A 25036-nucleotide genomic window follows, 5' to 3' on the forward strand; every position below is an offset into this window, starting at 1 on the left:
AAAGCTATGCACGATGCCGGGCGAGTGTGCCCGGAATGTGAGAGGAAGCTAAGCGCCTGATGAGTCGAACTCAGCAGCCTTGACATCACAAAGCCGTCACGATTGCACTTAATTGGTCCATCCGGGGGATATCGAGCTAGGTAATCATGGGGTACGCATACCCCCTAGACCAGCGACAACGCGATGCCGTCTAGAATGTCGTGCTCGCTGACCAGTAGTTGAGTGATATCGGCGCGCGCCCGCAGCTCCTCGGCCAACACCTGGGTGATCAACGCGCCGCCGCCGATCACGTCCACCCGGCCCGGATGGATGACCGGGTTGGCGGCCCGCTCGTCGTGGCTCTGCGCCAGCAGCCCCTGCGCGGTGCGGGCGATCTCGTCGGTGGACAGCCGGGACAGATGCGTGCGATCGGCGTCGTACTCGGCCAGTCCGAGCGCGACCGCGGACAGCGTGGTGATCGTGCCGGCCACGCCGACCCAGGTTCGCGCGTCGCCGACGGGCACCGCGGTGAACGCCTCGGCGAGGATCCGCGCGGTCAGCTCGCGGCCGGCGGCGATCTCCTCGGCGGTCGGCGGGTCGCCACGCAGGCAGCGCTCGGTGATCCGGACGCAGCCGATATCCACCGACCGCGCGGCCTTGATCGCGGCCTGGGTGCCGTCCCAGGTGCCCAACACCAGCTCGGTCGAGCCGCCGCCGACATCGGCGACCAGGAACGGCCCGTCGTCCGGCTCGAGGTCGCCGACCGCGCCGGTGAACGACAGCCGGGCCTCCTCGTCGCCGGTGATCACCTCGGCCCGCACCCCGAGCACGTTCTCGGTCATGGCGAAGAACTCGTCCCGGTTGCTCGCGTCCCGGGTGGCGCTGGTGGCCACCATGCGCACCCGCTGTGCCCCCTTGCGGCGCGCGATGAGGGCGTAGTCGGCCAGGGCGTCCCTGGTGCGCATCAGCGCCGCGACGGCCAGCCGGCCGGTGGCGTCCACCCCCTCGCCCAGCCGCACGATCCGCATCTCCCGGTGCACGTCGCGCAGCCAGCAGGAGCCGTCGTCGCGGCGGGTCAGGTCCGCGACGAGCAGCCGGATGGAGTTGGTCCCACAGTCGATCGCCGCAACCCGTGCCATGGGTCGCAGCCTAGTGGCGCGGTGATCGGTTACGCGCCGACCGCGGTGGTGGTCTCCACGAAGGACGTGCTGGAGGAGGTGTCGGCGGTCGAGGTCTCCTGACCGGTCGAGGTGCCGCCGCCCGGCGGCTCGGAGCTGCCGCCACCGCCGGGCGGAGTCGAGGAGTCGGTGTTCGGCGGCACCGTGCTGGTGCTGGGCGGAGTGGACGGCGTCGACGGCGCCTGCGTCACGGTCTGGCAGCCCGGCGGAGGCGGCGTCGGGGTGGTGGTGCCCGGGGCGCTGGTCGTCGGGGACGAGGTCGGCGTGCTCGGGCAGGTCGGCGTCGTCGTGGTGGTGGACGAACTGGTCGTCGTGGTGGTGGTCGTCGTGGTGGTCGTGGTGCCGGAGTCGACCGGGTCCGTCGAGCCGCCGCCACCGCCGCCACCGCCGGCCGGCAGGTCGTCGATCTGCTGGAAGTCCTGCAGCGGCGGCACCGGCGTGCTGGGCAGCGGGGTGACGCCCTTGGCGTAGGCCTCGGCCCAGACCAGCACCGTGCGCACGTAGCTGTCGGAGTGGTTGTAGCGGAACACCGCGGTAGCGCGCTGCTGCGGGTTGGCCATGTCCATCCCGCCCGAGCACAGGTACTTCCCGGCGGCCAGCGCGGAGTCGTAGACGTTGTGCGGGCTGCTCACCCGGTCGCCGTTGCCGTCCGAGGCGTAGCCGCGCCAGGTGGACGGGATGAACTGCATCGGCCCGACCGCGCGGTCCCACCGGTTGTCACCGTCCAGGATGCCGCCGTCGGTGTCGGAGATGGCCGCGAAGCCGCCGCCGTTGAGCACCGGGCCGAGAATCGCGCGCACGGTGTCGCCGTTGGCGAAGACCTGCCCGCCGCGCGCGTGGTTGGTCTCGATCCGGCCGATGCTGGCCAGCAAGGACCAGTGCATGTGGCAGTTGGGCATGGTCTGGTTCAGCGTGTCCGATGCCCGCTGGTAGGCCTGCAGCATCACGCCCGGGATGCCGAGCGGACCGCTGGGCACGTCGAGCGTCTCCTGGGAGAGTAGATCCGGGTTGCCGGCGTCGGCCAGCAGGTCGGCGCCGATCTGGTCGTCCTCGCCCAACTCGCCGTCCGCGCCGACCGAGTCCGGGTCGGTCAGGCCCATGAGCCCCCGGCCGACGTCCGCTAAGGCGCTCAGATCGCCACCGGTCACCGTGGCCGGCTCACCTGCGGCGACCGCCGGGATGAGCAGCATGCCGGCCGCGACCGCAGCCACCTTGCGGCGTCTGCGGCGCATACGCTGGCTCGCCCGCGTTGCCCGTATGTCCCTCTTCGCCGCACCCACCTGAATCCGCCTGTCCCTCGGTTTCGTGGTCCGTCGCAGTCCGTCCTCCAGACTGCCTCATTGGTCGCCGTAGGTCACCATTTCATGACCGACGCTCACCAAAAAGGGCCACTAGTCGGTCATCCTTGCCCTTTCGGACGACCGCTGTCGTCCGATTGGCCGGTCGAGCACGGTCCCGATGGCCATTCGTCGCTCAGCATCGCCAGGGTTTGGTCGCCGATCGGATTCACCCCCGGGCCGGCGGCCAGCGCGTGCGCCACGTGCACATGCAGGCACTTCACCCGGCCGGGCATTCCGCCCGCGCTGACCTCGGTGCCGAGCGGCTCGATCGCGTCCCGCTCGGCCAGGTAGGCCCGGTGCGCGGCGAGGTAGCCGGCCGCCAGCTCCGGGTCGGTGGCCAGCCGCTCGGTCATCTCCCGCATCACGCCGCCCGCCTCGAGCCGGCTGACCAGTGCGGTCAGCCGGGGACAGGTGAGGTAGTACAGCGTGGGGAACGGGGTTCCGTCGGCCAGCCGCGGGTTGGTCTGGACGACCGACGGATGTCCGCTCGGGCACCGGTGCGCCACCGCGCGCAGTGCCCTCGGCTCCCGGCCGAGCTGTTCGGCCACGATCCTGCGGTCCGCATCGGTGATCACCGCGCGCTACCCGCCACCGCTTCCCAGAGCGTCTCGTACCAGGGCTGCTCCTGCGGCGCAGGCGGCGGCGTCCCGGCCGGTCGCTCGTCGTGGTCGCCGGGCAGTTCGACGACGTAGGGCGTCTCGCCCGGTCGCACGTAGCGCAGCCGGCGCCGGGCCTCGGCCTCGACCTGCGCCGGGTCGCCCAGCTGGGCCTTGCGCGCTTCGAGCTGCTCCACCTGGGCGCGCAGCTCGGCCTCGCGCTGCTCCTGGACCGTGACGTCGGCGCGCTGCGCCAGATAGGTGCGCAGCGGCACGGCCACGCTCAGGGCCAGCGCGCACACCACGATGGCTAACATCGCCGCCCGTCGGGTCGTGGACAGCCCGAGCATGGCGGCCGCGTGCCGGCGCACCTTCTTCGGCACCGCCCGCTGCGAGCGCCGGGCTCTGCGGGGAATGCGACCGGCCCGCCGGCTGCGGACCGTCTCCGGCCGGGTCGTCCTGGCCGAGCCGGTCCGCCGCCGGTCGCCCCGGTTCCGGTCGGCCCGCTCGCCCCGGTCGGCCGCCATGCCGCTCAGCCCTCCGGAGTGAACCGCGGGAACGCGAGGTCCCCGGCGTAACGGGCCGCGTCGCCGAGCGTCTCCTCGATCCGCAGCAGCTGGTTGTACTTGGCCACCCGGTCGGTGCGGGCCGGGGCGCCGGCCTTGATCTGGCCGACCCCGGTGCCCACCGCAAGGTCGGCGATCGTGGTGTCCTCGGTCTCGCCGGACCGGTGGCTCATCATGCAGCGGTAGCCGTAGGAGGTGGCCAGCGCGACCGCGTCCAGGGTCTCGGACAGCGTGCCGATCTGGTTGACCTTGACCAGCAGCGCGTTGGCCGCCCGCCGGTCGATGCCTTCCTCCAGCCGGTCCGGGTTGGTGACGAACAGGTCGTCGCCGACCAGCTGGACCCGCTCGCCGATCTGGTCGGTCAGGCTCACCCAGCCGTCCCAGTCGTCCTCGGCGAGCGGATCCTCGATCGACACCAGCGGATAGTCCTTGATCAGCTGGGTGTAGTAGTCGTTGAGCCATTCCGAGCTGCGCCGCTCGCCCTCGAAGGTGTAGACGCCGTCGCCGAAGAACTCGGTGGCCGCCACGTCAAGGGCCAGCACGATGTCCCGGCCGAGCACGTAGCCGGCCTGCTCGATGGCGGTCACGATCAGGTCGAGCGCGTCCCGGTTGCTCGACAGGTTCGGTGCGAAGCCGCCCTCGTCGCCGAGGCCGGTGGCCAGCTTGCGGCTCTTGAGCACCGCCTTGAGCGAGTGATAGGTCTCCGCGCCCCAGCGCAGCGCCTGCCGGAACGACTCGGCGCCGATCGGCGCGATCATGAACTCCTGGACGTCGACGTCGGTGTCGGCGTGCGCGCCGCCGTTGAGGATGTTGAGCATCGGCACCGGCAGCACGTGCGCGTTGGGCCCGCCGATGTAGCGGAACAGCTCGAGGCCGCTGGATTCGGCGGCCGCCTTGGCCACGGCCAGCGACACGCCGAGGATGGCGTTGGCGCCGAGCCGGGACTTGTCCGGCGTGCCGTCCAGGTCGACCAGCTTCTGGTCGACGATCCGCTGGTCAACCGCGTCGACGCCGGTGAGCTCGGGCCCGATCTCGTCCAGCACGGCGGTGACCGCCTTCTCCACGCCCTTGCCGAGGTACCGGCTCGGGTCGCCGTCACGCAGCTCCACCGCCTCGTGCTCGCCGGTGGACGCGCCGGAGGGGACCGCCGCCCGGGCCAGGGTCCCGTCGTCGAGGGCCACCTCGACCTCGACCGTGGGGTTGCCGCGAGAGTCCAGAATCTCGCGCGCACCGACCTGCTCGATGACCGCCACCAGCTGCTCCTCAACCGCTTCGACCAGACACAACGCCCCGAGCCTAACCGGGGGCCGGTATCCCCCGGTGGAGGCACGCGCAGAGGGATTGGGAACGGAGCGTGAACGTCCTTGCGACTCCCCGGAACAGCCCCGACGGGGTAGCGTTGATCGGACCATGACCGAGGACGGGACAAGCACGTTCGAGGCGTTCCGCAAGGCCGAGTCGCTGGTCGCGCAACGCCGGCCGCTCGACGCCCTCGCGGCGCTCGCTCCCGTGCTCGACGCGGAGCCGGACAAGCCGAGCGTGCATCTACTCGCCGGCCGGGCCTACCTCGGCTCCGCCCAGCTGCGGCGGGCCGAGCAGGCGTTCCTCCGGGTGATCGAACTGGACCCGACCGATCATTACGCCCGGTTCGCGCTCGGCCGGACGCTGCAACGGCTCGGCCGCTACCAGGAGGCGCAGACGCAGCTGCGGATCGCGGCGGCGATGCACCCGGTGCCGGAGTACCAGGAGGCCCTCGGCGAGGTGAGCGCGCGCATCGCGGTCGACCGGGACCGCTGAGCGGGCACCGGGTTCGCGGTCAGGCCGTGGCGGCGCGGGCGTAGGCGTCGGCGGCGCTGAACACGGTGCGGCCGTAGGCATTGGACCGGTTGTAGGTGAGCACGGCGCGCCACCAGCCGTTCGGGCTGCCCAGGTCGCCGCCGGAGGCGCACAGGTAGCGGGCGGCCGACAGCGCCGCGTCGTCGACGTTCTGCGGGTCCGGGGTGGCGCCGTCGCCGTTGGCCCGGGCGGACCAGCGGGACCAGGTGACCGGAAGGAACTGCATGGCGCCGACGGCACGGTCCCACTGCACGTCGCCGTCGAGCCGGCCGCCGTCGGTGTCCCGGATCGCGCGGACGCCGGGGGAACCGTCCAGCGGGATCCCGATGACCGGTGGGGACAGCCGGCCGTCCGGGCCGATCACCGCGCCGCGGAACCGGCCGTGGCTGGACTCGGTCCGGCCGATGGCGGCGAGGGTGGCCCAGGTCAGCCGGCAGTCCGGGGTGCGGATCAGGGTCTCGGTCTCGGCGGCGACGTAGGCCCGCAGCATCCGCTCGGGGATGTCCGTCTTGTCCGCGACCCGGCCCATCCAGCCGGTGTCGGCGGAGCCGGGGACGGCCTGGTGCGGCACCACGGTGCCGGGCCGCACGTCCAGTTCGGGGACGTCGAAGCCCGGCGGCGCCGCCCGGCGGGGCGGCGGTTCGCCGGACGAGCCCAGCCAGGCGAACACCCCGGTCACCCCGGCGAGCAGGGCGAGGACCAGCAGAATCGGGGTCGCGAAACGGGGCGGACGCCGTCGGCGGATCGGTGGGTCCGGACGAGGAGTAGGGACGGCCACGGATCCAGGTTACGGAACGGCGGCGCGGGCCGACCGGGGAACTACCGAGCCGGCCAGAACCGGCGCCAGGTCTCGTGGTCCATGGGGCCGGGGGGGATCCCGGCCGCCCGGGCCGCGCGTTCGGCGGCGCGGACGTCGGCGGCGAACCGGCGGGCCACCGCGCGCAGCTCGCCCTCCGGGTCGGTGCCGGCGAGCTTGATCAGGGCGGCCAGCGCGAACAGCCGGGAGCCGGGGTCGGTGTGCGCCGGCAGCAGGTCCCCGGGCAGACCGGCGCGGGCGGTGCGGGCGGCGAGCTTGGCGGCGAGGGCGAGCGCCGGCTGACCCATCGCCACACCGTCCACACTGGACTCGCGGCGCTTCTCGGTGCTCTTCAGCTCCTCCCAGCGCTGCTGCTGGGTCTGCGCGTCCCGCACCGCCGGGTCGCCACCGGCGAACACGTGCGGGTGGCGGGAAACCAGCTTGGCGATCAGCTCCGCGGCGACGTCGTCGATAGTGAACGGGTCGTCCTGGTCCTCGGCCGCGATCCGGGCGTGGAACAGCACCTGGAGCAGCACGTCGCCCAGCTCCTCGCGCAGCGCCGGCCGGTCCCCCTCCTCGATCGCCTCCAGCAGCTCGAAGCACTCCTCGACCAGGTACTGGCGCAGCGACTCGTGGGTCTGCTCGGCGTCCCACGGGCACCCGTCCGGCGAGCGCAGCCGGTCCATCACGGCCACCGCGGCCGGCAGCACGCGGCCCGGCACCGCAGCGATCACCGTGGCGCCGGACTCGAACAGGGCCACCGCGGCCGGGTCGGACAGTGCGGCGGCGAACAGCACCACGGGCGCCGCGGCCAGCAGCTCGCCGGCCGGGGGCGCCGGATCGGCCGGCACGTCGACCCCGGGCGTGCGGTACACCGCCCGGGCCGACCGGATCGCCGGGAGCGCCGCCACCGGCAACACCGCGCCGTGCGCGGGATCCACCAGAACCACCGCCGACTCAGCGGCACCGGTCATGGCGTGGTCTTGCCGGCGACCGGGAGCACCACGCCGATCTTCTCCGCCTCGCTCGGCGCCACCGCGACGGCCAACTCGTCCCACACGCCGTAGCGCGGGCTCAACCGCAGGCCGAGCTCGCCGGCCAGCGGGGTGAGCAGTTGGGTGCCGATCGACTCGGCCCAGACCGGGTCCACTTCGGACACCGCGGCGGCCTGGTCCTCCGGCAGCGTCGCGTTCTCCGAGCGATCTTTGATGTAGGCGACCAGCCAGCCGGTGCCGGCCTGCTCGCCGGCCGCGAACGGGAACGCCACCACGTTGCCGGCCTCGACGCTGAACAGCGGGCTGAGCACGACCTGACCCTGGTACTGGGCGTAGATCTGGTAGGTGTTGACCGGGTTGAACTCCTGGTTCAGCGAGGGGTTGACCTCCTGGCTGGCCGAGCCCTGGAGGACCTCGGCCATCTGCTCCGGCGCCACGGCGGCCATCCGCTCCGCCAGCTCGACGGCCGTGGACTTGGCGTTGGTCTGCGACACCACGGTCGCCCCGTCCCAGGTGACCTGGAGCCGGTCCAGGTACTTGGCGCCGAACTTCTGGGTGAGCAGCCGGTCCCGGGCGACGTCCCGCCGGTCGAACGCGGCCTCGATGGACTTCTGCACCGGATCCTCGGACGGCGTGACCCGGCCGAGGAAGTCGTCGACCTCCCGTTCGGACACCGTGAGGTTCTCCTGCCGGGCCGCCTCGGCGATCAGCTCGTGCCGGACGACCTGGGTCACGATGCCGCGCGAGACCAGGTCCAGCTTGTGCGTCTTGGCCAGTTCCTTGGCCGCGGGCTCGGTCTCCAGCGACCGGTTGAGCCGGGCCTGCACGTCGTCGACCGAGACCACCCGGTCATCGGTGATGATGGCGGAGTTCGCCTCCCTCGGCTCCGATCCGCACGCCGCGGTCAGCATGCCCAGGGTGGCGAGGACGGCGATCAGCATGGCCGGACGGCGGCGCATCGCACTCATCACACCGCGTACTTTCTCATATCGCGCTGATCAGGCCACCGGCGCGGGCGTGGTGGCCAGCGACCGGAGCAGGTTCGCGCACCAGTCCAGCAATTCCTGGTCGCGCAACGGCGGCGCGCCGATCCGGCCGCCGGCCGCGCCCTCGGTCGGCCGCGGCACCGACACGGTGTTGGTGACCGCCTTGTAGTTCGCCTTGGGGTAGAGCCGCTTGAGCCGCACCAGTTGCGAGTCGCGCAGCGGCAGCGGGCTGAGCCGGATCGCGTTGCCCTGCAAGGTGACCTCGTTGACCCCGTGCGCCCGGCACTCCTGGCGAAACGCCGCCACCCCGAACAGCCGCTGCACCGGCAGCGGCGGCGGGCCGTACCGGTCGGCCAACTCCTCGCCGACCGCGTCCAGCTCGGTGGCGTCCCGGGCGGCGGCGAGCTTGCGGTACGCCTCCAGCCGCAGCCGTTCGCCGGGCACGTAGTCGTGCGGGATGTGCGCGTCCACCGGCAGGTCCACCCGGACCTCGGGCAGCTCGTCCTCCTCCTCGGCCCCGGGCGCCCCGGCGTGCCGGCGGAACGCGTCCACGGCCTCCCCCACCAGCCGCACGTACAGATCGAAGCCGACCCCGGCGATGTGCCCGGACTGCTCGGCGCCGAGCAGGCTGCCCGCGCCGCGGATCTCCAGGTCCTTCATGGCCACCGCCATTCCGGCGCCCAGCTCGGTGTTCTGCGCGATGGTGGCCAGCCGGTCGTGCGCGGTCTCGGTCAGCGGTGTCTCCGGCGGATACAGGAAGTAGGCGTAGCCGCGTTCCCGGCCCCGGCCGACCCGGCCGCGCAGCTGGTGCAGCTGGGCCAGGCCGAGCAGGTCGCCGCGCTCGACGATCAGCGTGTTGGCATTGGAGATGTCCAGCCCGGTCTCCACGATCGTGGTGCACACCAGCACGTCGTGCTCGCGAACCCAGAACCCCTCGATGATCTTCTCCAGGCGGTCCTCGTTCATCTGCCCGTGCGCGGTGACGATCCGGGCCTCGGGGACCAGCTCGCGCAGCCGTCGTGCCGCCTTCTCGATCGAGGACACCCGGTTGTGCACGTAGAACACCTGGCCGTCGCGGAGCAGCTCGCGCCGGACCGCGGCGGCCACCTGCTTGTCGTCGTAGCCGCCGACGTAGGTCAGGATCGGGTGCCGGTCCTCGGGCGGGGTGAGGATGGTGGACATCTCGCGGATCCCGGCCAGGCTCATCTCCAGCGTGCGCGGGATCGGCGTCGCCGACATGGTCAGCACGTCGACGTGCGTGCGCAGCGCCTTGATGTGCTCCTTGTGCTCCACCCCGAAGCGCTGTTCCTCGTCCACGATCACCAGGCCGAGGTCCTTGTACCGGACGCCGGTCTGCAGCAGCCGGTGGGTGCCGATGACGATGTCCACCTTGCCGCTGGCCAGCCCCTCGATCACCGCCTCGGCGTCACCGGCATGGGTGAACCGGGACAGGCCCTTGACCACGACCGGGAAGGACTGCATGCGCTCGGTGAACGTGTGCAGGTGTTGCTGGGCGAGCAGCGTGGTCGGCACCAGCACCACGACCTGCTTGCCGTCCTGCACCGCCTTGAACGCCGCCCGCACGGCGATCTCGGTCTTGCCGTAGCCGACGTCGCCGCAGATCACCCGGTCCATCGGCACGCCGCGGCCCATGTCCGCCTTGACCTCGTCGATGGCGGCGAGCTGGTCGGGGGTCTCGGTGAACGGGAAGGCGTCCTCGAGCTCGCGCTGCCACGGGGTGTCCGGGCCGAACGCGTGGCCGGGCGCGGCCTGCCGGGCGGCGTAGAGCTGCACCAGCTCGGCGGCGATCTGCTTGACCGCCTTGCGCGCCTTGGCCTTGGTGTTCTTCCAGTCCGAGCCGCCGAGCTTGTTCAGCGTGGGCAGCTCACCGCCGACGTAGCGGGACACCTGGTCGAGCTGGTCGGTGGGCACGAACAGCCGGTCGCCGGGCTGGCCGCGCTTGGACGAGGCGTACTCCAGCACCAGGTACTCGCGGGTGGCTCCGGCGACGGTGCGCTGCACCATCTCGACGTACCGGCCGATGCCGTGCTGCTCGTGCACCACGTAGTCGCCGTTGCGCAGCGCCAGCGGGTCGACGGCGTTGCGCCGCCGGGACGGCATCTTCGCCGACAGGTCCCGGGTGGAGGTGCCGTGCCGGCCGCCGGTCAGGTCGGACTCGGTGAGCACCACAAGGGCCCGCGCGGGCGCGCTGAACCCGTCCTCGAGCGCGCCCCGCACCACGGTGACCACGCCGGCCCGGGGCGGCTCGGTCAGCCCCTGCTCGGCGCAGGTGGCCGGCACGTCCGCCTCGGCCAGTTGCTCGACGGCGCGCTTGGCGGTGCCGGCGCCGGGCACCACGAGCACCGCGGCGCCGCCGCTGGCGGTGTGCGCCCGCAGGTCGGCGAAGGCCCGGGCGATGTCGCCCCGGTAGGCGTCGACGGCGGCGATGTCCAGCCGCAGCGCGGCCTCGTCCGGGGTGGTGAGCTGGGACAGCGTCCACCACGGGTGGCCGGTGTCCCGGGCGTGCGCGGCCACGTCGGCGAGGTCGCGGTAGGCCGAGGCGCCCAGGTCGATCGGCGCCTTGCCCCCTCCGGCGGCGGCCATCCACGAGGCTTCGAGGAACTCCTGCCCGGTGCGGACCAGATCGTGCGCCCTCGTGCGGATCTTCTCCGGGTCGGCGAGCAGTACGTGCGCGCCGTCCGGCAGCACGTCGGTGAGCAGTTGCAGCTCGCCGGCGCACAGCGCTGGGATCAGCGCCTCCATGCCCTCGACCGGGATGCCTTCTGCGAGCTTGGTCAGCATCTCGTGCAGGTGGGCGTCGCCCTGGTGCTGCCCGGCCAGTTCGGCGGCCCGGGTCCGCACCTCCTCGGTGAGCAGCAACTCGCGGCACGGCGGCGCAACCACGGCGTCCAGCGTGCCGGGCAGCGAGCGCTGGTCGGCGACGGCGAACGGGCGCAGCTCGCTGACCTCGTCGCCCCAGAACTCCACCCGGACCGGGTGCTCGGCGGTGGGCGGGAAGACGTCCACGATGCCGCCGCGCACCGCGAACTCGCCGCGCTTCTCCACCATGTCGACGCGGGTGTAGGCCAGCTCGACCAGCCGCTCGATCAGGCCGTCGAAGTCGGTCTCCTCGCCGGGGCGCAGCTCGACCGGGGCCAGCTCACCGAGGCCGGGCGCCATCGGCTGGATCAGGCTGCGGATCGTGGCCACGACCACCCGCGGCGCGGTGCCGTCCGGGTGCGCCAGCCGGTGCAGGATCGACAGCCGCCGGCCGACGGTGTCCGCACGCGGGGAGAGCCGCTCGTGCGGCAGCGTCTCCCAGGACGGGAACGCGGCGACGGCACCGGCGCCGAGCAGGTCGGTCAGGGCGGCGGTGAGGTCGTCGGCCTCGCGCCCGGTGGCGGTGACCGCGAGCACCGGGGTCGTGGTGGACAGCGCCGCGAGCACCAGCGGGCGGGCGGCCGGCGCGCCCTCGATGGCCAGGCTGGCGGTGCCGGCGGCGTCGATCAGCGCGGCCAGCGCGGGGTCGGGCAGGACGGCGTCGAGCAGACCCGAGAGCGTCACGTGTCATCCCCTCGAAACAGACGCGAACACACCCCTGCCCGGGACGAGCCCTCGGCAAGGGGTTCTCGGCATCCAGCCTACGACGTGGGTCGGACAGTCCTCAGGGCTTGGCCACGGTGAGCAACACGACAGAGGGCTCGAGGGCGGTCACCGAGTGGCGGTCGGCCGGGATGTCGAGCAGGTCGCCGGTGCGGCAGTCCCAGCTGTCCTTTCCGGCGGTGAGCCGGATCCGGCCCTGCAGCACGTGCAGCGTGGCCTCGCCGGGGCTGAGGTGATCGCCCATCACGGCCCCCTGGACGAGTGCGATCACGCTCTGCCGCAGCACGCGCTCGTGGCCGCCGTACACCGTCTTGGCGCTGCGCTGGTTGGAGTTCTCCATGGCGTGCTTCATCTGCTCGCGGGCAACGGCGTCCAACGACAGTTTGCGCATGACGCCCAGCTTCCCCTAGTGCCGTCGATCACGCCACGGGTCAGAACCGGGGCGGGCGCTTGTCCAGGAACGCCTGCACCCCTTCGGCGTAGTCGCGGCTGGCCACGGACAGCGCGTACAGCATGTGCACCGCTTCGTCGTCCTCGGTCTGCCCGGCGACCAGCCGGCTCACGATCGTCTTGGCGCCCCGGACCGAGATCTGGGCGCGCTCGGCGATGGTGCGGGCCAGGTTCCCGGCTTTGTCGAGTAGCCGGTCCGCCGGGTGCAGCTCGTTGACCAGCCCGATCCGCAGCGCGGTGGCCGCGTCCAGGAGGTCGCCGGTGAACAGGATCTGCTTGGCCCAGGCCGCCCCGACCGCGTCGACGAGCTGCTTGGTGGAGGTGAGGTGGTAGACGATGCCGAGCTTGGCCGGCGTGATCCCGAACGTGGCGTCGTCCGCCGCGATCCGGATGTCACAGGCCAGCGCGATCTCGCAGCCGCCGCCGATGCAGTTGCCGGTGATCGCCGCGATGGTCGGCTTGGCAGCGGTGGCGATCGCCCGCTCGGCCGCGTGCACCGCCGCGCTGTACCGGCTCGCTCCCTCGGCGTCCTTGCGAAGCGTGCCGAACTCGGCGATGTCCGCCCCCGCCGAGAAGTGCTCGTTGCCCCGGATCAGCAGTACCCGGACCGCGTCCTCGGCCTCGACCTTGCCGAGCAGTCCGGGTACCGCCGACCACATCTCGTAGCTCATCGCGTTGCGCTTGGCCGGCCGGTCGATGGTCAGCGTGGCCAACGCCCCGTCGAACTCCAGCCGCAGATACTCGGTCACCTCTTCACGGTAGCCCCGCGGTTCGGTGCGGAGTGGATGGTTCAGCAGCTGATGGCGCCGTCGCCGGTGTCGACGAGGCAGGTGTCGCTGCCAAGGCCGCCGTCGGCGGTGTCGTTGCCGACGCCGTCCTGCACGTCGATGCTGTCGTTGCCGGTGCCGCCGCTCAGGGTGTCGGCGCCGTCATGGTCGACCAGGGTGTCGTCGCCGTTCTGGCCGTCGAGGAGGTCGGTGCCCGGGCCACCGTCGATGTAGTCGGAGCCGTTGTCGAACAGGTGCAGCAGGGCGCCGAGCAGCGTCTCGCCGTCGTTGTCGTCGTTGCCGCCCTGCCCGTAGATGGTGTCGTTGCCGTTGCCACCGCCCACCGCGTCATCGCCGTCCCCGGCGTAGATGGTGTCGTTGCCGCTGCCGCCGTCGATGGTGTCGGCGCCGCCCAGCCCGCAGATCACGTCGTTGCCGCTGGTGCCAGTGAGCGTGTTGGCACCCGAGGTGCCGATGATCGTGCACCCCAGCGCGTTGTTCACCGTGGTCGACTCCGCATCGGAGTTGTTACCCGACACCGGATCGGACTCATTCGCCGACACCGTGCTGCTGGCGGTGATCGTCCCGGTCGCCGACGGCGTCACCGAGATCACCACCGAAGCCCCACCCGAAGCGGCGATACTGCCCAACGAACACGACACCGGCGCGGTACCCGAACACGACCCCTGCGACGGGGTCGCCGAGTTGACCGTCCACGCCGCTCCGGACGCTCCGGACAGGCTGGTGGACACCGACACACCGGTCGCCCCATTCGGTCCGCCGTTGGCCACGCTCACCGTGTAGGTGTACGGCGAACCACCCACCGACACCGGATCGGCCGAATCGCCCACCGACACCGACACATCCGCACCCGGAGTCGTCGCGTCGACATCGAGAGCCAGATCGCCGCTAAAGGGGCCGGTGAGGTTGCTGCCGCCGACCAGGATCCAGTACGTAGTGGACGAACTTGCCGTGAACCCCAGCGACGAGGTGGCGCCCGGACCGGAGTCGTCGTCGCAGGAAACCTGGGACAGGGAACCGAGGCTGACTCCGGTCCACACGGCCAGCACCGTGTCGAAGTTCGACCCGGCCGTGCTGGCGGTGACCTCGGTGCCGGCGCTGATGGTCAGGCCATACCAGACCGTCCGGCCGTAGCCATCAACAGGATCGGTACAGCTTGGTATCTGCTCGCCGCCCTCATAGGTCGCTTCGTCGGTGTTGACGCTGTCGGTGAACGAACCGGTTTCGGCCTGGGCGTTGGCGAAGTTGTCGTTGGCCGGCGCCACGGCCCAACTCGGAGTCGCGGTGACCACCGTCAAGCCGAGCGCGGCTACGAACGCCGTGGCCGCACCCAGCAATCGCTGACGAAATATACGTCTCATTTCGGTGCCTCCTCGCAGAATCCCTTTGCGTGCTCAAGGGGTCTGCGGAGAAGACACCCGTGCCGACTTGATCGCAATAGCGTGTACCGCCGAGCGGAACACTACTTTTCGCTGCCGGTTGCGGGCAATAAAATAGTGTTCCGCGTGGCGGTACACGCTATTGCCAAAGCGGGCCGATAGGCGCAGTCTCGGCGGGTTCCGGCCGAAGAAGGAGTGATCTCATGCGTAGGATGCAAGTGATCCTGACGGTGCTGCTGGGCGCCGCATTCACCGTGTTCGCCATTCCGAGTGCCGCTCAGGCTGACCCGATCATCGACATCGTGTGTGTCGGGGTGGAGGAGGCCACGTTCGATCCCGGGCTGCGGTTGTTCGAGCAGGACGTGGATATCACCAGCCACATCGACTATGAGGAGTGTGTGTCCGCCACAATTGACTCGGGCACCACCGACTCGGGTGGCGAGGACATCCCGCTGTCCTGTCTGTCCATTCTGTTCTCGAGCTCCGGAACGTGGGAGATCGTGTGGAACACCACCGACACGAGCACCTTCGAGTTCGATTACACGGTCAGCCAGAGCGGCGGCCAGACCATCATGACCTTAATCGGCACCATCACCGCCGGCGAGTTCACCGGCTCCGACGCCGTCATGACGCTGACCGGCGGGTCCATCACCCAGAACTGTCTGTTCGCGCCCGGCGTCACCGAGAACACCAGCGCCGTGTCGCTGACCATCAGCCACTGAGCGGTCCGGGGGTGTACAGCACGACCGGCTCGCCCGGGCCGGGGCGGAAGGTGAGGTCGTGCCGGTACCGGTCCGGAACCCGACAGTGGGTGGGGGCGGGTTCCAGCCGGATCGGGTGCCGCTCCTGGCCGGGCGGGTCGAGCGTGAGCGCGGCGCGCAGGGTGCGGTTGGTCGTGGCCGCGTACCACCAGGTGACCTGCTCGGGGGCGAACGGGTTGGTGTCCACTGTGAACAGTGGCACCCGCCAGGCCACGGCGTAGTCCTCGGCGTGGATCAGGATCACGTCGACGGCCCAGTCCCAACCGAAGGTGGCCGCCATCGCCTGGGGGTGGTGCCGCTCGGGACCGAAGAAGTACAGGCTCCAGCGGCGGTGCCGCAGCTGTTCGAGCCAGTAGTCCACGTCCGATGTGACCACGCGACGATCCCTTGGTTGAGCCGTGGACCCGGCCCCTCACGGGAGCTGCACAGGAGATGAGGGGCCGGGCCACCGAGGGGTGCATCACGCCGTTCTCGCCTCGGCAGACGTAACGTAAACCTGCACATGCACTTTAAGGAATTCCCCGTTCGAGGGAACTGCATGTGCACGTTGCTGGTGCAGACTATGGCGCCATGGCCAACCCGACCGTCCCCAAGCGCCAACTCGGCCGCGCCCTGCGAGAGCTGCGCGAGGCCGCCGTCAAGAGCAGGGAGGACGTCGCGAAGGCGCTCGAGTGCTCGGCCTCGAAGATCAGTCGCATCGAGAACGGCCACGTCGGCGTCCGCTCCACCGAGTTCGCCGCCCTCCTCGACCTCTACGACGTCCCACTCGACCAGCGCAAGGATCTGTCCGCCCTCGCCCGCGAAACCCGCAAACGCCGCCCGCGCACCACCTACGGCCGCTCCATTCCGGACTGGTTCCGCCGGTTCGTCAGCCTGGAGGAGAGCGCGTCGGAAATCCGCACCTACAACGGCGAACTGGTCCCGGGACTGTTGCAGACCGAGGACTACACGAGAGCGGTCACCGAGGCAAACCCGCTGCACGCGCCGACCGACATCGAGCGACTGGTCCGCGCCCGCGCCGCCCGCCAGGCCCGGCTGGTCGGCGACAATCCGCCGCGACTGTGGGTGGTCATGTCGGAAGGGCCGCTCCGCCTCCAGGTCGGCGGCCGAGACGTGATGGCCAGCCAACTCGAGCACATCGTCGAGATGGCCAAGCTGGACCACGTCACCGTGCAGGTGGCACCGTTCGCAGCCGGCGCCCACGCCAGCACCGGTCTCAACTTCACGCTGCTCCAGTTCCCCGACGACATCGGTGTGGACGTGGTGTACCTCGAGGACCTGACCAGCGCCAGCTACCTGGACAAGCGGGACGACCCGCAGCGGCAGTCCTACGTACTCGTGTGGCAACACCTGACCGCGTCGGCCCTGTCACCGAGGGACACCATCCGGTTGGTCAATACTGTGCGGCGGGAACTGCGACAGAACTGAAGGGAGGTGCGGACACCATGACTCCGGACCTGTCCCGTGCCGCGTGGCGCAAGAGCAGCCGTAGCGCCGGCAACGGCGGTGAATGCGTCGAGTTGGCCTACCTCGGCGCCCTCCGCGACAGCAAGAACCCCACCGGCGCCACCCTGCGCGTCGACCTCGACCTGTTCCTCACCGAGATCAAGACCGGCCGCTTCGACCAGGCCTGAACCCCACCGATCCCGGTGTGGCCGGCGCCGCAGGCGCCGGCCACGCCGGCCCGCCAACCGGCGGGACACCATGAACACGGTGGCGCGCCTCCGGTTGCACTTGCTGCACTTATTGCACATACTGCGTCTAGCTCACTGCACGACCACACCGCAACCAGAGCTGACACCATGGCTGGGTTCACCGTCGACAAGATGACGCCGGAGCCGCGTGACATCGAGATAGCGCATGAGGCGTTACCGCATATCAAGGCATATCTCGCAAAGCACCACACGCAAGAGGTCGTCCGCCTCGTTGTCGAGGACGACCACAGCGAAGCCCTCGATGTCCCGCGCGGCGCCGTTGAGCTTCTCGCGAGAATTCTGACGCACATGGCGGCCGGCGAGGGCGTCTCCATCGTGCCCTCGCACGCCGAGTTGACGACCCAGCAAGCGGCCACTCTCCTGAACGTTTCCCGGCCTTTCCTCATCGGTTTGCTCGAGGCTGGCGAGATCGAATACCGCAACGTGGGCACTCATCGCCGAATCAAGGCGCGATCACTTGAGGAGTACCGGCGCAACGACGACCGGCGCCGCCGCGACGCGGCGAATGAGCTCTCCGTGCTGAACCAGGAGATGGGGTTGACGTAACTCGTGGCGTTCGTCGTTCTCTAAGATGCGAACGTCCTGTACCCAAGCACTCTGCGCGACCTGCTGATACGGCTGGCCCAGAGCGGCTTGGTCCAGGCCAAGTGGACCGACGAGATCCTGGACGAAGTCTTCAGGAGCCTGAGAAGGAACAGGCCCGATCTCGACGCCGACAGACTGGCTCGCACACGACAGCTGATGAACTGCGCCGTCCGAGATTGCCTGGTCGTCGACTACCAGGCGATTACGAAGATTCTGGACCTACCGGATTCCGACGACAATCACGTGCTTGCCGCGGCGATCAAGGCGCACGCACAGGTGATCCTCACCAGTAACGTCAAACACTTCCCGCACGAAGCGCTGACCACCTGGAACATTGAGGCCAAGGAGGCCGACGCCTTCGTCCTCGACCAGATATACCTCAACCGAGGCATCGTCCACAGCGCGGTTCAGCAGATCGCCGACTCGTGGAATCGACCACCCGGAACCTTCGAAGACGTGTTGGCCGGACTCGAGCGAAACGGATTGTTCGAGTCCGCCGCCGCGCTCCGCACCAGCGCCACGTAGCGCATCGGACCTGCGGCCTTGATCACCGAGATCGAGGCCGGCCGGTTCGACCAGGCCTGAACCCCACCGATCCCGGTGTGGCCGGCATCTTTGCCGGTCAGGGTCCGGTGAGCACGGCGCGCAGGGCGGCCACGTTGTCCTCGAGGTGGGCCTGGGCCAGGACGAGGTTCCGGCGGAGCTGGACGTAGTCGGCGACGCACTTCTCTGCCTCGGCGCGGATCGCGGCGCGCACCTGGACCTCGCTCTCGCGGGCTCGCTCCTTGTCCGCCCGGTCGCGGCGCAGCTGGTAGCCGGCCACTCCGACAGCGATCCCGGCGACCAGCAGCCAGCCCCAGCCGGCGAACGCAGCGAGCATCACCACGAAGGCCGCTACGCCCAGCGCGGCGAAGGCGATCTGGCGGCGCTTCAGATCCCGGCGGTCCAGCCGGCGCAGCACGGCACGCTCCACCGAGCGCTCGTCCGGACCGGCCTCGGTGATCTTCACCGGGCCGCCGGAGGTGCGGGCCTCCACCTCGTCCGGGATCGGCGTCCGGGCCTGGGTGGCCAGCGCCTCGGCGGCGTCGATGACGTGCGCCGCCGAGATCCGGATGGCCAGCGCGCGCCGGCCCGGCCGGGAATCGTCCACCACGTCCGCGCGGAGCAGCGCGACCAGCGAGTCCACCGGGGACTCCCAGCCGTCCGGCACGGCGCTCCTGGTCACCGTCCCGCTGGACTCGATCACCTTGCGCAGCTCGCGTTCCCGGGTCAGCAGCGGCAGTTCGAGCGGGCTGCCCTCGTCGACCAGCAGCTGCAGCGAATGCTTCACGGCGATGTCGACCTCGGGGGCCGGCTTGTCGGCCTGCTCCAGCGCGTCGGCCACCCAGGTGCGCAGCACGGCCAGCCGCTCGCCCGCGTCCAGCGCGTTGATCAGGGCGGTGGCCTGGACGAGCGGGCGCGGCACCGAGATGGGCCGGTCCGGCTTGACCGCCGCGCGCCAGGCGGTGACCGACTCCGACCGGACCCGCTGGTCCAGGGCGGCCAGCCGGTCCACGCCAAGCCGCAGCACCCGCTCCCGGGCTCCGGCGCCGAGCGCTCCGTCGGCGGCCAGCAGCCACACCGCCCGCTGGTACAGCAGCGGCGACGCGTCCAGCTCGGGCAGCGCGTCGGCGACCATCGCCTCGGTGACCGCGTCCGGCCGGCCGAGCAGCGCGGTGCCCAGCACGTGGAACAGCGCCGCCCGGTGCGCGTCCCGGGACCGGGCCAGGGCCAGCGCCTCGTCCGGTGGGGTGCCGTCGGTGACCGCCTGCAACGCGGACAGCGCCGGCGCCAGCCAGTAATCGTCCACATCGGACAGCTCGCCGGGCAGCGGGTGCTCGCCGAACATCTGTCGGGCCCGGTGCCGCACCCGGGCGTGCGCGTCGAACAGGGTCAGCGTCATCCGCAGGTCGCTCAGCTCGACGAACGCGTCGAACGCCGTGGCCAGCCGGCCCAGCCGCTGCTCCAGCGAGCCGCTGACCTTGGCCAGCTCTGACTGCAACCGCTTGGTCGACCTGCGGGCCGCGTGCAGCGACGCCTCCACCCCGCCGAGCTGACTCTGTAACTCGCCGATCTGCCGATCCTGGCGGTAGTCGTACCAGTCCCAACCGTCCATCTCGCTCCCCGAATCCGTCCGGTTTACACCGCTGAGACGTGCGGCGGACCATTCTGGCCCCCATGAGATTCCGGCCGGTCCTGCTACTCGCGATCCTCGCCACCGTCACGTCGTGCTCGGGTGACGCCGGGGTGGGCCAGATCCCGGCGCCGACCTCGGGCGGCGAGCCGTCCACACCGTCCAGCACGGCCAAGACGCCGACCACGCCGGGTTTCAAGATCGAGACGGTGGCCGGCGGATTGCAGCACGGCTGGGACATCGGGTTCCTGCCGGACGGCAAGGTGCTGATCAGCGAGCGCCCGGCCCGGCTCACCCTGCTGTCCAGCGCCCAGCCCGGCGCCACCGCGACCCGGGTCCAGGCCGACCTCGGCGACGTGCTGGTGCGCGGCGAAGGCGGCCTGATGGGCATGGCCATCCACCCGGACTTCGCCAGCTCCCGCCAGTTCACCACCTGCCAGACCCACAAGCAGGGCGACCGCGCGGTCGACATCCGCCTGGTCACCTGGCGGCTGTCCGACGACGGCGCCAGCGCCACGAAGGTCAGGGACCTGCTCACCGGCCTGCCGGTCAACCCCAGCGGCCGGCACTCCGGCTGCCGCCCCACCATGGCCCCGGACGGTTTTCTGCTGGTGGGCACCGGCGATACCGCGTCCGACCCGCGCATCCCCCAGAACCGCAACAGCCTCGGCGCCAAGGTGCTGCGGATCGACCTGACCACCGGCCGGCCCGCCCCAGGCAACCCGTTCCCCGACTCCCCGGTCCTCACCTTCGGCCACCGCAACATCCAGGGCGTCGCCGTGCGTCCCGACTCCGATCAGGTCTTCACCGCCGAGCACGGCCCGACCAAGAACGACGAAGTCAACCTGATCAAGCCCGGCGCCAACTACGGCTGGGACCCCTCCCGCGGCGGCGCCAACCGGTCCGGCTACGACGAGTCCGTCCCGATGACCGACCAGCAACGCTTCCCCGACGCCGTCCCGGCCATCTGGCAGTCCGGCGAAACCACCGAAGCCATCTGCGCCGCCACGTTCCTGCACGGCGACCAGTGGGGCACCTACAACGGCGCCCTGGTGATCACCGCCCTCAAGGGCGCCAAGGTCCTGATCATGAACCTGGACCAGGCCGGCGCCGTCGCCTCGGTCGCCATCCCCCCTGAGTTCCAGGACCAGTTCGGCCGCCTCCGCGCCGCCCGCACCGCCCCCGACGGCACCCTCTACCTCACCACCACCAACGGCGACGACGACAAACTCCTTCGGGTGACACCGCAATGATCCACCCCGAAGATCCCCACCCCCTGACACGATCCCCGGTATGACATCCCTGGAGTCCCACGAACGCCGCATCACCAGGCTCGAGAACCGCCTGACCGAAGTCGAGGTCTGCCACGACGAGAGCATTTACCAACTCCGCCGAGCGCGGGTGCAGAACGACATCAGATGGCGCAAGTTGCTGGATCACATGCACATCGCGGACGCGACCGATGAAGAGGTCGATGTGGCCCTCGATGCGGAGTGACTCTGGCGCCGGCCATGCCGGCGCCAGGGCCGAGACGCGCCGCGATAGCTGCGACAAGCTCCAGCGGATCAATGGGCAGTTCAGTGTCGCGATCGGATTGCTACTGGACCACTTCGGGCTTCCTCGGGCGACCGAAGAGGAGATCGACGCGGCTCTCGAAGCAGACGGTTGGTCTTGTCCTCACCGCTTCCGCGACGCCCTCGGGCGGGCGCCGGTGTAGTCGGCGAGGTGTTCGCCGGTGAGGGTGGAGCGGGCGGCGACGAGATCGGCCGGGGGACCCTCGAACACGATCCGGCCGCCGTCGTGGCCGGCGCCGGGGCCGAGGTCGATGATCCAGTCGGCGTGCGCCATGACCGCCTGGTGGTGCTCGATGACGATCACCGACTTGCCGGAGTCGACCAGGCGGTCCAGCAGGGCGAGCAACTGCTCGACGTCGGCCAGGTGCAGGCCGGTGGTCGGCTCGTCCAGCACGTAGATGTCACCCTTCTCGGCCATCTGCGTGGCCAGCTTCAGCCGCTGTCGCTCGCCGCCGGACAGCGTGGTGAGCGGCTGGCCAAGGGTGAGGTAGCCGAGCCCGACGTCGGCGAGCCGGTCGAGGATCTTGTGCGCGGCCGGCGTGCGGGCCTCGCCGTCGGCGAAGAACTCCTCCGCCTCGGCCACCGGCATCGCGAGCACCTCGGTGATGTTGCGGCCGCCGAGCGTGTACTGCAGCACCGATGTCTGGAACCGCTTGCCCTCGCACTCCTCGCAGGTGGACTCCACCGTGGCCATCACCCCCAGGTCGGTGTAGATCACGCCGGCGCCGTTGCAGGCCGGGCAGGCGCCCTCCGAGTTGGAGCTGAACAGCGCCGGCTTCACGCCGTTGACCTTCGCGAACGCCTTGCGGATGTGGTCGAGCAGACCGGTGTAGGTGGCCGGGTTGCTCCGCCGCGAACCGCGGATCGCGCCCTGGTCGATCACCACCACGCCGTCCCGGCCGGCGACCGAACCGTTGATCAGCGAACTCTTGCCCGACCCGGCGACCCCGGTCAGCACCACCAGCGCGCCGAGTGGGATGTCCACGTCGACGTCCTGCAGGTTGTTGGTGTTGGCGCCGCGCACCTCGAGCGCCCCGGCCGGCGTGCGCACCGAGGACTTCAGCGTCGCCCGGTCGTCCAGGTGCTTGCCGGTGATCGTGCCGCTGCCCCGCAGCCCGTCCACGGTGCCCTCGAACACCACCTCACCGCCGGCGGTGCCGGCGCCCGGACCGAGGTCGACGACGTGGTCGGCGATCGCGATCGACTCGGGCTTGTGCTCGACGACCAGGACGGTGTTTCCCTTGTCCCGCAACTGCAGCAGCAGGTTGTTCATCCGCTCGATGTCGTGCGGGTGCAGGCCGATGGTCGGCTCGTCGAAGACGTAGGTGACGTCGGTGAGCGAGGAGCCGAGGTGGCGGATCATCTTGGTGCGCTGGGCTTCTCCGCCGGACAGGGTGCCGGCCGGCCGGTCCAGCGACAGATAGCCCAGCCCGATCTCGGCGAACGAGTCGAGCAGGTGCCGCAGGCCGGTGAGCAGCGGGGCCACCGACGGCTCCTTCAGGTCCCGCACCCACTCGGCCAGATCACTGATCTGCATCGAGCAGAGGTCGGCGATGTTCTTGCCCTTGATCTTCGAGGACAGCGCCTCCTTGGCCAGCCGGGTGCCGCCGCAGTCGGGACAGGTCTGGAACGTGATCGCCCGCTCCACGAACGCCCGGATGTGCGGCTGCATGGCCTCGACGTCCTTGGACAGCATCGACTTCTGGATCGTCGGGATCAGGCCCGAGTAGGTCAGGTTGATTCCCTCGACCTTGATCTTCGTCGGCTCCCGGTAGAGCAGGTCGTGCAGTTCCCGCTTGTTGTACTTGCGGATCGGCTTGTCCGCGTCGAAGAACCCGCTACCGCGGAAGATGCGGCCGTACCAACCTTCCATGCTGTAGCCGGGGATGGTCAGCGCGCCCTCGTTGAGCGACTTGCTGTCGTCGTAGAGCGCGGTCAGGTCGAAGTCGTTGACCGAGCCCATGCCCTCGCAGCGCGGGCACATGCCGCCGAGCCGGGTGAAGGTCGCCTTCTGAGTGATCGTCTTGTCGCCGCGCTCGACGGTGATCGCGCCGGCGGCCTTCACCGAGGGCAGGTTGAACGAGTACGCGTTGGGCGAGCCGAGGTTCGGCTTGCCCAGCCGGCTGAACAGGATGCGCAGCATGGGGTTGGCGTCGGTGGCGGTGCCGACCGTGGAGCGGGGGTTGGAGCCCATCCGCTCCTGGTCGACGATGATCGCGGTGGTCAGGCCTTCCAGTAAGTCGACCTCGGGCCGGGCCAGCGTCGGCATGAACCCCTGCAAGAACGCGCTGTAGGTCTCGTTGATCAGCCGCTGCGACTCGGCGGCGATCGTGCTGAACACCAGCGAGCTCTTGCCCGAGCCGGACACGCCGGTGAACACGGTCAGCCGGCGCTTGGGCAGCTCGACCGTGACGTCCTTGAGGTTGTTCACGCGTGCGCCGTGCACGCGGATCAGGTCGTGGCTGTCGGCGGCGTGGGTGCTGGTCCTGGTGGCCCTGCTCATGTCTAGCGCAACTCCTGGATGCGGATCATGTTGCCGGCCGGGTCGCGGAAGGCGCAGTCGCGGATCCCGTACGGCTGGACGGTGGGTTCCTGTACGACCTCGGCGCCGCCCGCCTGGATCTTGGCGAAGGCCTCGTCAAGGTCCTTTGTGGCCAGGTTGACGCCCGCATAGGTGCCCTTGGCCATCATCTCGGTGATCGTCTTGCGCTCGTCCTCGGTGATGCCGGGATCGGCGGCCGGCGGGTGCAGCACGATACCGGTGCTCGGCTGGTTGGGCGGGCCGACCGTGATCCAGCGCATCCCCTGGTATCCGACGTCCTGGCGGACCTCGAAGCCGAGGGTGTCGCGGTAGAAGGCCAGGGCCGCTTCCGGGTCGTCCTGCGGGAGATAACTCTGGTGAATGGTGATGTCCATGCCGGTCAATCTAGGTGCGGCTTTGGGGCGGCGCTTCTCGAATCCTGACCGGTTTGGTGACCTTCTTGGCCACGCACGGCGGCATCCCCACGGTCGCCTCCGCCGCCTGCTCCCGGTAGGCGCTCGGCGACATTCCGACCAGTTCGGTGAACCGGGTGCTGAACGTTCCCAGCGACTGACACCCGACCGCGAAACAGACGTCGGTCACGCTCAGATCGCCTCGCCGCAACAGCGCCATCGCCCGTTCCACCCGCCGGGTCATCAGATACCCGTACGGTGCCTCCCCGTAGGCCGCGCGGAACTGCCGGCTCAGGTGCCCCGCCGACATGTTCACCCCGCGGGCCAGCGCCTCGACGTCCAGCGGCTGCGCATACTCCCGATCGATCCGGTCGCGAACCCGGCGCAGCAGCGCAAGATCCCGCAGATGCTGCGCGGAGGCCGGTCTGCTGGTCACGTCTGCCATCGTGCCACTCCACCCCGACACGTCGGACGCCCGCCCAACTCAGCCCGAAACTCACCATGCCCGAGCCGGCGACTCACGTGCCCGACTCGGGGACTCGCCGAGGCACACGGATCCTTCGGCGAGTCCCCGGTTGCAGCCTGGCGAGTCCCCGGCTGCGGCCCGGCGAGTCCCCAGTTACTCCCCGGCGAGTCCCCGGCTACGCACCGGCGAGTCCCCAGTTACGCACCGGCGAGTCCCCAGTTACCGCCCGGCGAGTCCCCGGCTGCGGCCCGGCGAGTCCCCAGTTACCGCCCGGCGAGTCCCCGTTGCGCACCGGCGAGTTCCCGGTTCCGCGCCGCAGGCGCCGGCCGCAGGCCG

25 protein-coding genes are annotated in these 25036 nt (G+C 70.5%); 8 read left to right on the plus strand and 17 right to left on the minus strand.

The features are described 5' to 3' along the window. Nucleotides 1-164: 164 nt before the first annotated feature. From VFV67_RS04910 to eno, 5 genes are all read right to left on the minus strand, one after another. Nucleotides 165-1118, minus strand: coding sequence for a Ppx/GppA phosphatase family protein (locus tag VFV67_RS04910; protein ID WP_326467526.1), 954 nt, complete (start codon nucleotides 1116-1118; stop codon nucleotides 165-167). A 29-nt stretch (nucleotides 1119-1147) separates the two neighbouring features. Continuing rightward, nucleotides 1148-2389, minus strand: coding sequence for a lytic murein transglycosylase (locus tag VFV67_RS04915; RefSeq protein ID WP_326467527.1), 1242 nt, complete (start codon nucleotides 2387-2389; stop codon nucleotides 1148-1150). 167 nt (nucleotides 2390-2556) lie between these two features. Beyond that, the gene (locus VFV67_RS04920; RefSeq protein WP_326467558.1) at nucleotides 2557-3069 is read right to left on the minus strand and encodes a DUF501 domain-containing protein; all 513 of its coding nucleotides are present in this window, start codon (nucleotides 3067-3069) and stop codon (nucleotides 2557-2559) included. After that, the gene (locus tag VFV67_RS04925) at nucleotides 3069-3620 is read right to left on the minus strand and encodes an FtsB family cell division protein (protein ID WP_414636176.1); all 552 of its coding nucleotides are present in this window, start codon (nucleotides 3618-3620) and stop codon (nucleotides 3069-3071) included. The genes VFV67_RS04920 and VFV67_RS04925 overlap by 1 nt, the downstream gene beginning before the upstream one ends. Nucleotides 3621-3625: 5 nt before the next feature. Continuing rightward, the gene (gene eno / locus VFV67_RS04930) at nucleotides 3626-4912 is read right to left on the minus strand and encodes a phosphopyruvate hydratase (protein WP_326467528.1); all 1287 of its coding nucleotides are present in this window, start codon (nucleotides 4910-4912) and stop codon (nucleotides 3626-3628) included. Between the two features lie 157 nt (nucleotides 4913-5069). On the opposite strand from eno, the gene VFV67_RS04935 reads away from it, so the two are divergent. After that, on the plus strand, nucleotides 5070-5456 hold the full coding sequence (locus tag VFV67_RS04935) for a tetratricopeptide repeat protein (RefSeq protein WP_326467530.1): 387 nt from the start codon (nucleotides 5070-5072) through the stop codon (nucleotides 5454-5456). Between the two features lie 19 nt (nucleotides 5457-5475). On the opposite strand, the gene VFV67_RS04940 is transcribed toward VFV67_RS04935, so the two are convergent. From VFV67_RS04940 to VFV67_RS04970, 7 genes are all read right to left on the minus strand, one after another. After that, complete coding sequence (locus VFV67_RS04940) at nucleotides 5476-6273, minus strand: murein transglycosylase (protein WP_326467531.1); 798 nt, start codon at nucleotides 6271-6273, stop codon at nucleotides 5476-5478. Between the two features lie 41 nt (nucleotides 6274-6314). Then, a complete protein-coding gene (locus VFV67_RS04945) occupies nucleotides 6315-7265 on the minus strand; it encodes a MazG family protein (protein ID WP_326467532.1) in 951 nt (316 codons plus the stop codon). Beyond that, nucleotides 7262-8254, minus strand: coding sequence for a hypothetical protein (locus tag VFV67_RS04950; protein WP_326467533.1), 993 nt, complete (start codon nucleotides 8252-8254; stop codon nucleotides 7262-7264). Before VFV67_RS04950 ends, VFV67_RS04945 begins: the two co-directional genes overlap by 4 nt. 30 nt (nucleotides 8255-8284) lie before the next feature. Continuing rightward, the gene (gene mfd / locus VFV67_RS04955) at nucleotides 8285-11836 is read right to left on the minus strand and encodes a transcription-repair coupling factor (protein ID WP_326467534.1); all 3552 of its coding nucleotides are present in this window, start codon (nucleotides 11834-11836) and stop codon (nucleotides 8285-8287) included. Nucleotides 11837-11936: 100 nt separating this feature from the next. Continuing rightward, nucleotides 11937-12266 carry a cupin domain-containing protein gene (locus VFV67_RS04960; RefSeq protein WP_326467535.1) on the minus strand — a complete coding sequence of 110 codons (330 nt, stop codon included), beginning with the start codon at nucleotides 12264-12266 and terminating at the stop codon, nucleotides 11937-11939. 40 nt (nucleotides 12267-12306) lie between these two features. Beyond that, nucleotides 12307-13074 carry an enoyl-CoA hydratase-related protein gene (locus tag VFV67_RS04965; protein WP_326467537.1) on the minus strand — a complete coding sequence of 256 codons (768 nt, stop codon included), beginning with the start codon at nucleotides 13072-13074 and terminating at the stop codon, nucleotides 12307-12309. Nucleotides 13075-13115: 41 nt separating this feature from the next. After that, on the minus strand, nucleotides 13116-14474 hold the full coding sequence (locus tag VFV67_RS04970; protein ID WP_326467539.1) for a hypothetical protein: 1359 nt from the start codon (nucleotides 14472-14474) through the stop codon (nucleotides 13116-13118). A 236-nt stretch (nucleotides 14475-14710) separates the two neighbouring features. Between VFV67_RS04970 and VFV67_RS04975 the strand changes: the two genes are divergently transcribed. Then, on the plus strand, nucleotides 14711-15214 hold the full coding sequence (locus VFV67_RS04975) for a hypothetical protein (RefSeq protein WP_326467540.1): 504 nt from the start codon (nucleotides 14711-14713) through the stop codon (nucleotides 15212-15214). Here the strand turns inward: VFV67_RS04975 and VFV67_RS04980 are convergent. After that, on the minus strand, nucleotides 15204-15629 hold the full coding sequence (locus VFV67_RS04980) for a hypothetical protein (RefSeq protein WP_326467541.1): 426 nt from the start codon (nucleotides 15627-15629) through the stop codon (nucleotides 15204-15206). The genes VFV67_RS04975 and VFV67_RS04980 overlap by 11 nt on opposite strands. Nucleotides 15630-15823: 194 nt before the next feature. On the opposite strand from VFV67_RS04980, the gene VFV67_RS04985 reads away from it, so the two are divergent. From VFV67_RS04985 to VFV67_RS05000, 4 genes are all read left to right on the plus strand, one after another. Beyond that, nucleotides 15824-16681 carry a helix-turn-helix transcriptional regulator gene (locus tag VFV67_RS04985; RefSeq protein ID WP_326467543.1) on the plus strand — a complete coding sequence of 286 codons (858 nt, stop codon included), beginning with the start codon at nucleotides 15824-15826 and terminating at the stop codon, nucleotides 16679-16681. Between the two features lie 17 nt (nucleotides 16682-16698). Then, nucleotides 16699-16887, plus strand: coding sequence for a DUF397 domain-containing protein (locus VFV67_RS04990; RefSeq protein WP_326467544.1), 189 nt, complete (start codon nucleotides 16699-16701; stop codon nucleotides 16885-16887). A gap of 168 nt (nucleotides 16888-17055) precedes the next feature. Then, nucleotides 17056-17514, plus strand: a complete 459-nt coding sequence (locus tag VFV67_RS04995) for a helix-turn-helix domain-containing protein (RefSeq protein ID WP_326467545.1) — start codon at nucleotides 17056-17058, stop codon at nucleotides 17512-17514. 51 nt (nucleotides 17515-17565) lie between these two features. Then, a complete protein-coding gene (locus VFV67_RS05000; RefSeq protein ID WP_414636179.1) occupies nucleotides 17566-18078 on the plus strand; it encodes a PIN domain-containing protein in 513 nt (170 codons plus the stop codon). A gap of 97 nt (nucleotides 18079-18175) precedes the next feature. Here VFV67_RS05000 and VFV67_RS05005 read toward each other — a convergent pair whose 3' ends face one another. Next, nucleotides 18176-19708: a hypothetical protein gene (locus VFV67_RS05005; protein WP_326467546.1), complete on the minus strand. Its 1533-nt coding sequence runs from the start codon at nucleotides 19706-19708 to the stop codon at nucleotides 18176-18178. A 62-nt stretch (nucleotides 19709-19770) separates the two neighbouring features. Between VFV67_RS05005 and VFV67_RS05010 the strand changes: the two genes are divergently transcribed. Together VFV67_RS05010 and VFV67_RS05015 are read left to right on the plus strand one after the other, a co-directional pair. Then, complete coding sequence (locus tag VFV67_RS05010) at nucleotides 19771-20979, plus strand: PQQ-dependent sugar dehydrogenase (protein WP_326467547.1); 1209 nt, start codon at nucleotides 19771-19773, stop codon at nucleotides 20977-20979. Between the two features lie 40 nt (nucleotides 20980-21019). Continuing rightward, on the plus strand, nucleotides 21020-21223 hold the full coding sequence (locus tag VFV67_RS05015) for a hypothetical protein (protein ID WP_326467548.1): 204 nt from the start codon (nucleotides 21020-21022) through the stop codon (nucleotides 21221-21223). Between the two features lie 180 nt (nucleotides 21224-21403). Here VFV67_RS05015 and VFV67_RS05020 read toward each other — a convergent pair whose 3' ends face one another. Genes VFV67_RS05020 through VFV67_RS05030 form a run of 3 tightly spaced genes read right to left on the minus strand, consistent with a single transcriptional unit; the run spans nucleotide 21404 to nucleotide 24679 of the window. Then, complete coding sequence (locus VFV67_RS05020) at nucleotides 21404-23803, minus strand: excinuclease ABC subunit UvrA (RefSeq protein ID WP_326467549.1); 2400 nt, start codon at nucleotides 23801-23803, stop codon at nucleotides 21404-21406. Between the two features lie 2 nt (nucleotides 23804-23805). Next, on the minus strand, nucleotides 23806-24216 hold the full coding sequence (locus tag VFV67_RS05025) for a VOC family protein (protein ID WP_326467550.1): 411 nt from the start codon (nucleotides 24214-24216) through the stop codon (nucleotides 23806-23808). Nucleotides 24217-24226: 10 nt separating this feature from the next. Then, nucleotides 24227-24679: a helix-turn-helix transcriptional regulator gene (locus VFV67_RS05030; RefSeq protein ID WP_414636177.1), complete on the minus strand. Its 453-nt coding sequence runs from the start codon at nucleotides 24677-24679 to the stop codon at nucleotides 24227-24229. Nucleotides 24680-25036 lie beyond the last annotated feature (357 nt).

Origin of the sequence: Actinophytocola sp. (genome assembly GCF_035762905.1) — a bacterium.
Classification (GTDB): Bacteria; Actinomycetota; Actinomycetes; order Mycobacteriales; family Pseudonocardiaceae; genus DASYTH01.

What these genes read in the sequence shown, in the direction of transcription:
- VFV67_RS04910 (WP_326467526.1), bottom strand. Translation starts at nt 1,118, where the DNA reads ATGGCACGGGTTGCGGCGATCGACTGTGGGACCAACTCCATCCGGCTG.
- VFV67_RS04915 (WP_326467527.1), bottom strand. Translation starts at nt 2,389, where the DNA reads ATGCGCCGCAGACGCCGCAAGGTGGCTGCGGTCGCGGCCGGCATGCTG.
- VFV67_RS04925 (WP_414636176.1), bottom strand. Translation starts at nt 3,620, where the DNA reads ATGGCGGCCGACCGGGGCGAGCGGGCCGACCGGAACCGGGGCGACCGG.
- VFV67_RS04935 (WP_326467530.1), top strand. Translation starts at nt 5,070, where the DNA reads ATGACCGAGGACGGGACAAGCACGTTCGAGGCGTTCCGCAAGGCCGAG.
- VFV67_RS04945 (WP_326467532.1), bottom strand. Translation starts at nt 7,265, where the DNA reads ATGACCGGTGCCGCTGAGTCGGCGGTGGTTCTGGTGGATCCCGCGCAC.
- VFV67_RS04950 (WP_326467533.1), bottom strand. Translation starts at nt 8,254, where the DNA reads ATGAGTGCGATGCGCCGCCGTCCGGCCATGCTGATCGCCGTCCTCGCC.
- VFV67_RS04960 (WP_326467535.1), bottom strand. Translation starts at nt 12,266, where the DNA reads ATGCGCAAACTGTCGTTGGACGCCGTTGCCCGCGAGCAGATGAAGCAC.
- VFV67_RS04970 (WP_326467539.1), bottom strand. Translation starts at nt 14,474, where the DNA reads ATGAGACGTATATTTCGTCAGCGATTGCTGGGTGCGGCCACGGCGTTC.
- VFV67_RS04985 (WP_326467543.1), top strand. Translation starts at nt 15,824, where the DNA reads ATGGCCAACCCGACCGTCCCCAAGCGCCAACTCGGCCGCGCCCTGCGA.
- VFV67_RS04990 (WP_326467544.1), top strand. Translation starts at nt 16,699, where the DNA reads ATGACTCCGGACCTGTCCCGTGCCGCGTGGCGCAAGAGCAGCCGTAGC.
- VFV67_RS04995 (WP_326467545.1), top strand. Translation starts at nt 17,056, where the DNA reads ATGGCTGGGTTCACCGTCGACAAGATGACGCCGGAGCCGCGTGACATC.
- VFV67_RS05005 (WP_326467546.1), bottom strand. Translation starts at nt 19,708, where the DNA reads ATGGACGGTTGGGACTGGTACGACTACCGCCAGGATCGGCAGATCGGC.
- VFV67_RS05010 (WP_326467547.1), top strand. Translation starts at nt 19,771, where the DNA reads ATGAGATTCCGGCCGGTCCTGCTACTCGCGATCCTCGCCACCGTCACG.
- VFV67_RS05015 (WP_326467548.1), top strand. Translation starts at nt 21,020, where the DNA reads ATGACATCCCTGGAGTCCCACGAACGCCGCATCACCAGGCTCGAGAAC.
- VFV67_RS05020 (WP_326467549.1), bottom strand. Translation starts at nt 23,803, where the DNA reads ATGAGCAGGGCCACCAGGACCAGCACCCACGCCGCCGACAGCCACGAC.
- VFV67_RS05025 (WP_326467550.1), bottom strand. Translation starts at nt 24,216, where the DNA reads ATGGACATCACCATTCACCAGAGTTATCTCCCGCAGGACGACCCGGAA.
- VFV67_RS05030 (WP_414636177.1), bottom strand. Translation starts at nt 24,679, where the DNA reads ATGGCAGACGTGACCAGCAGACCGGCCTCCGCGCAGCATCTGCGGGAT.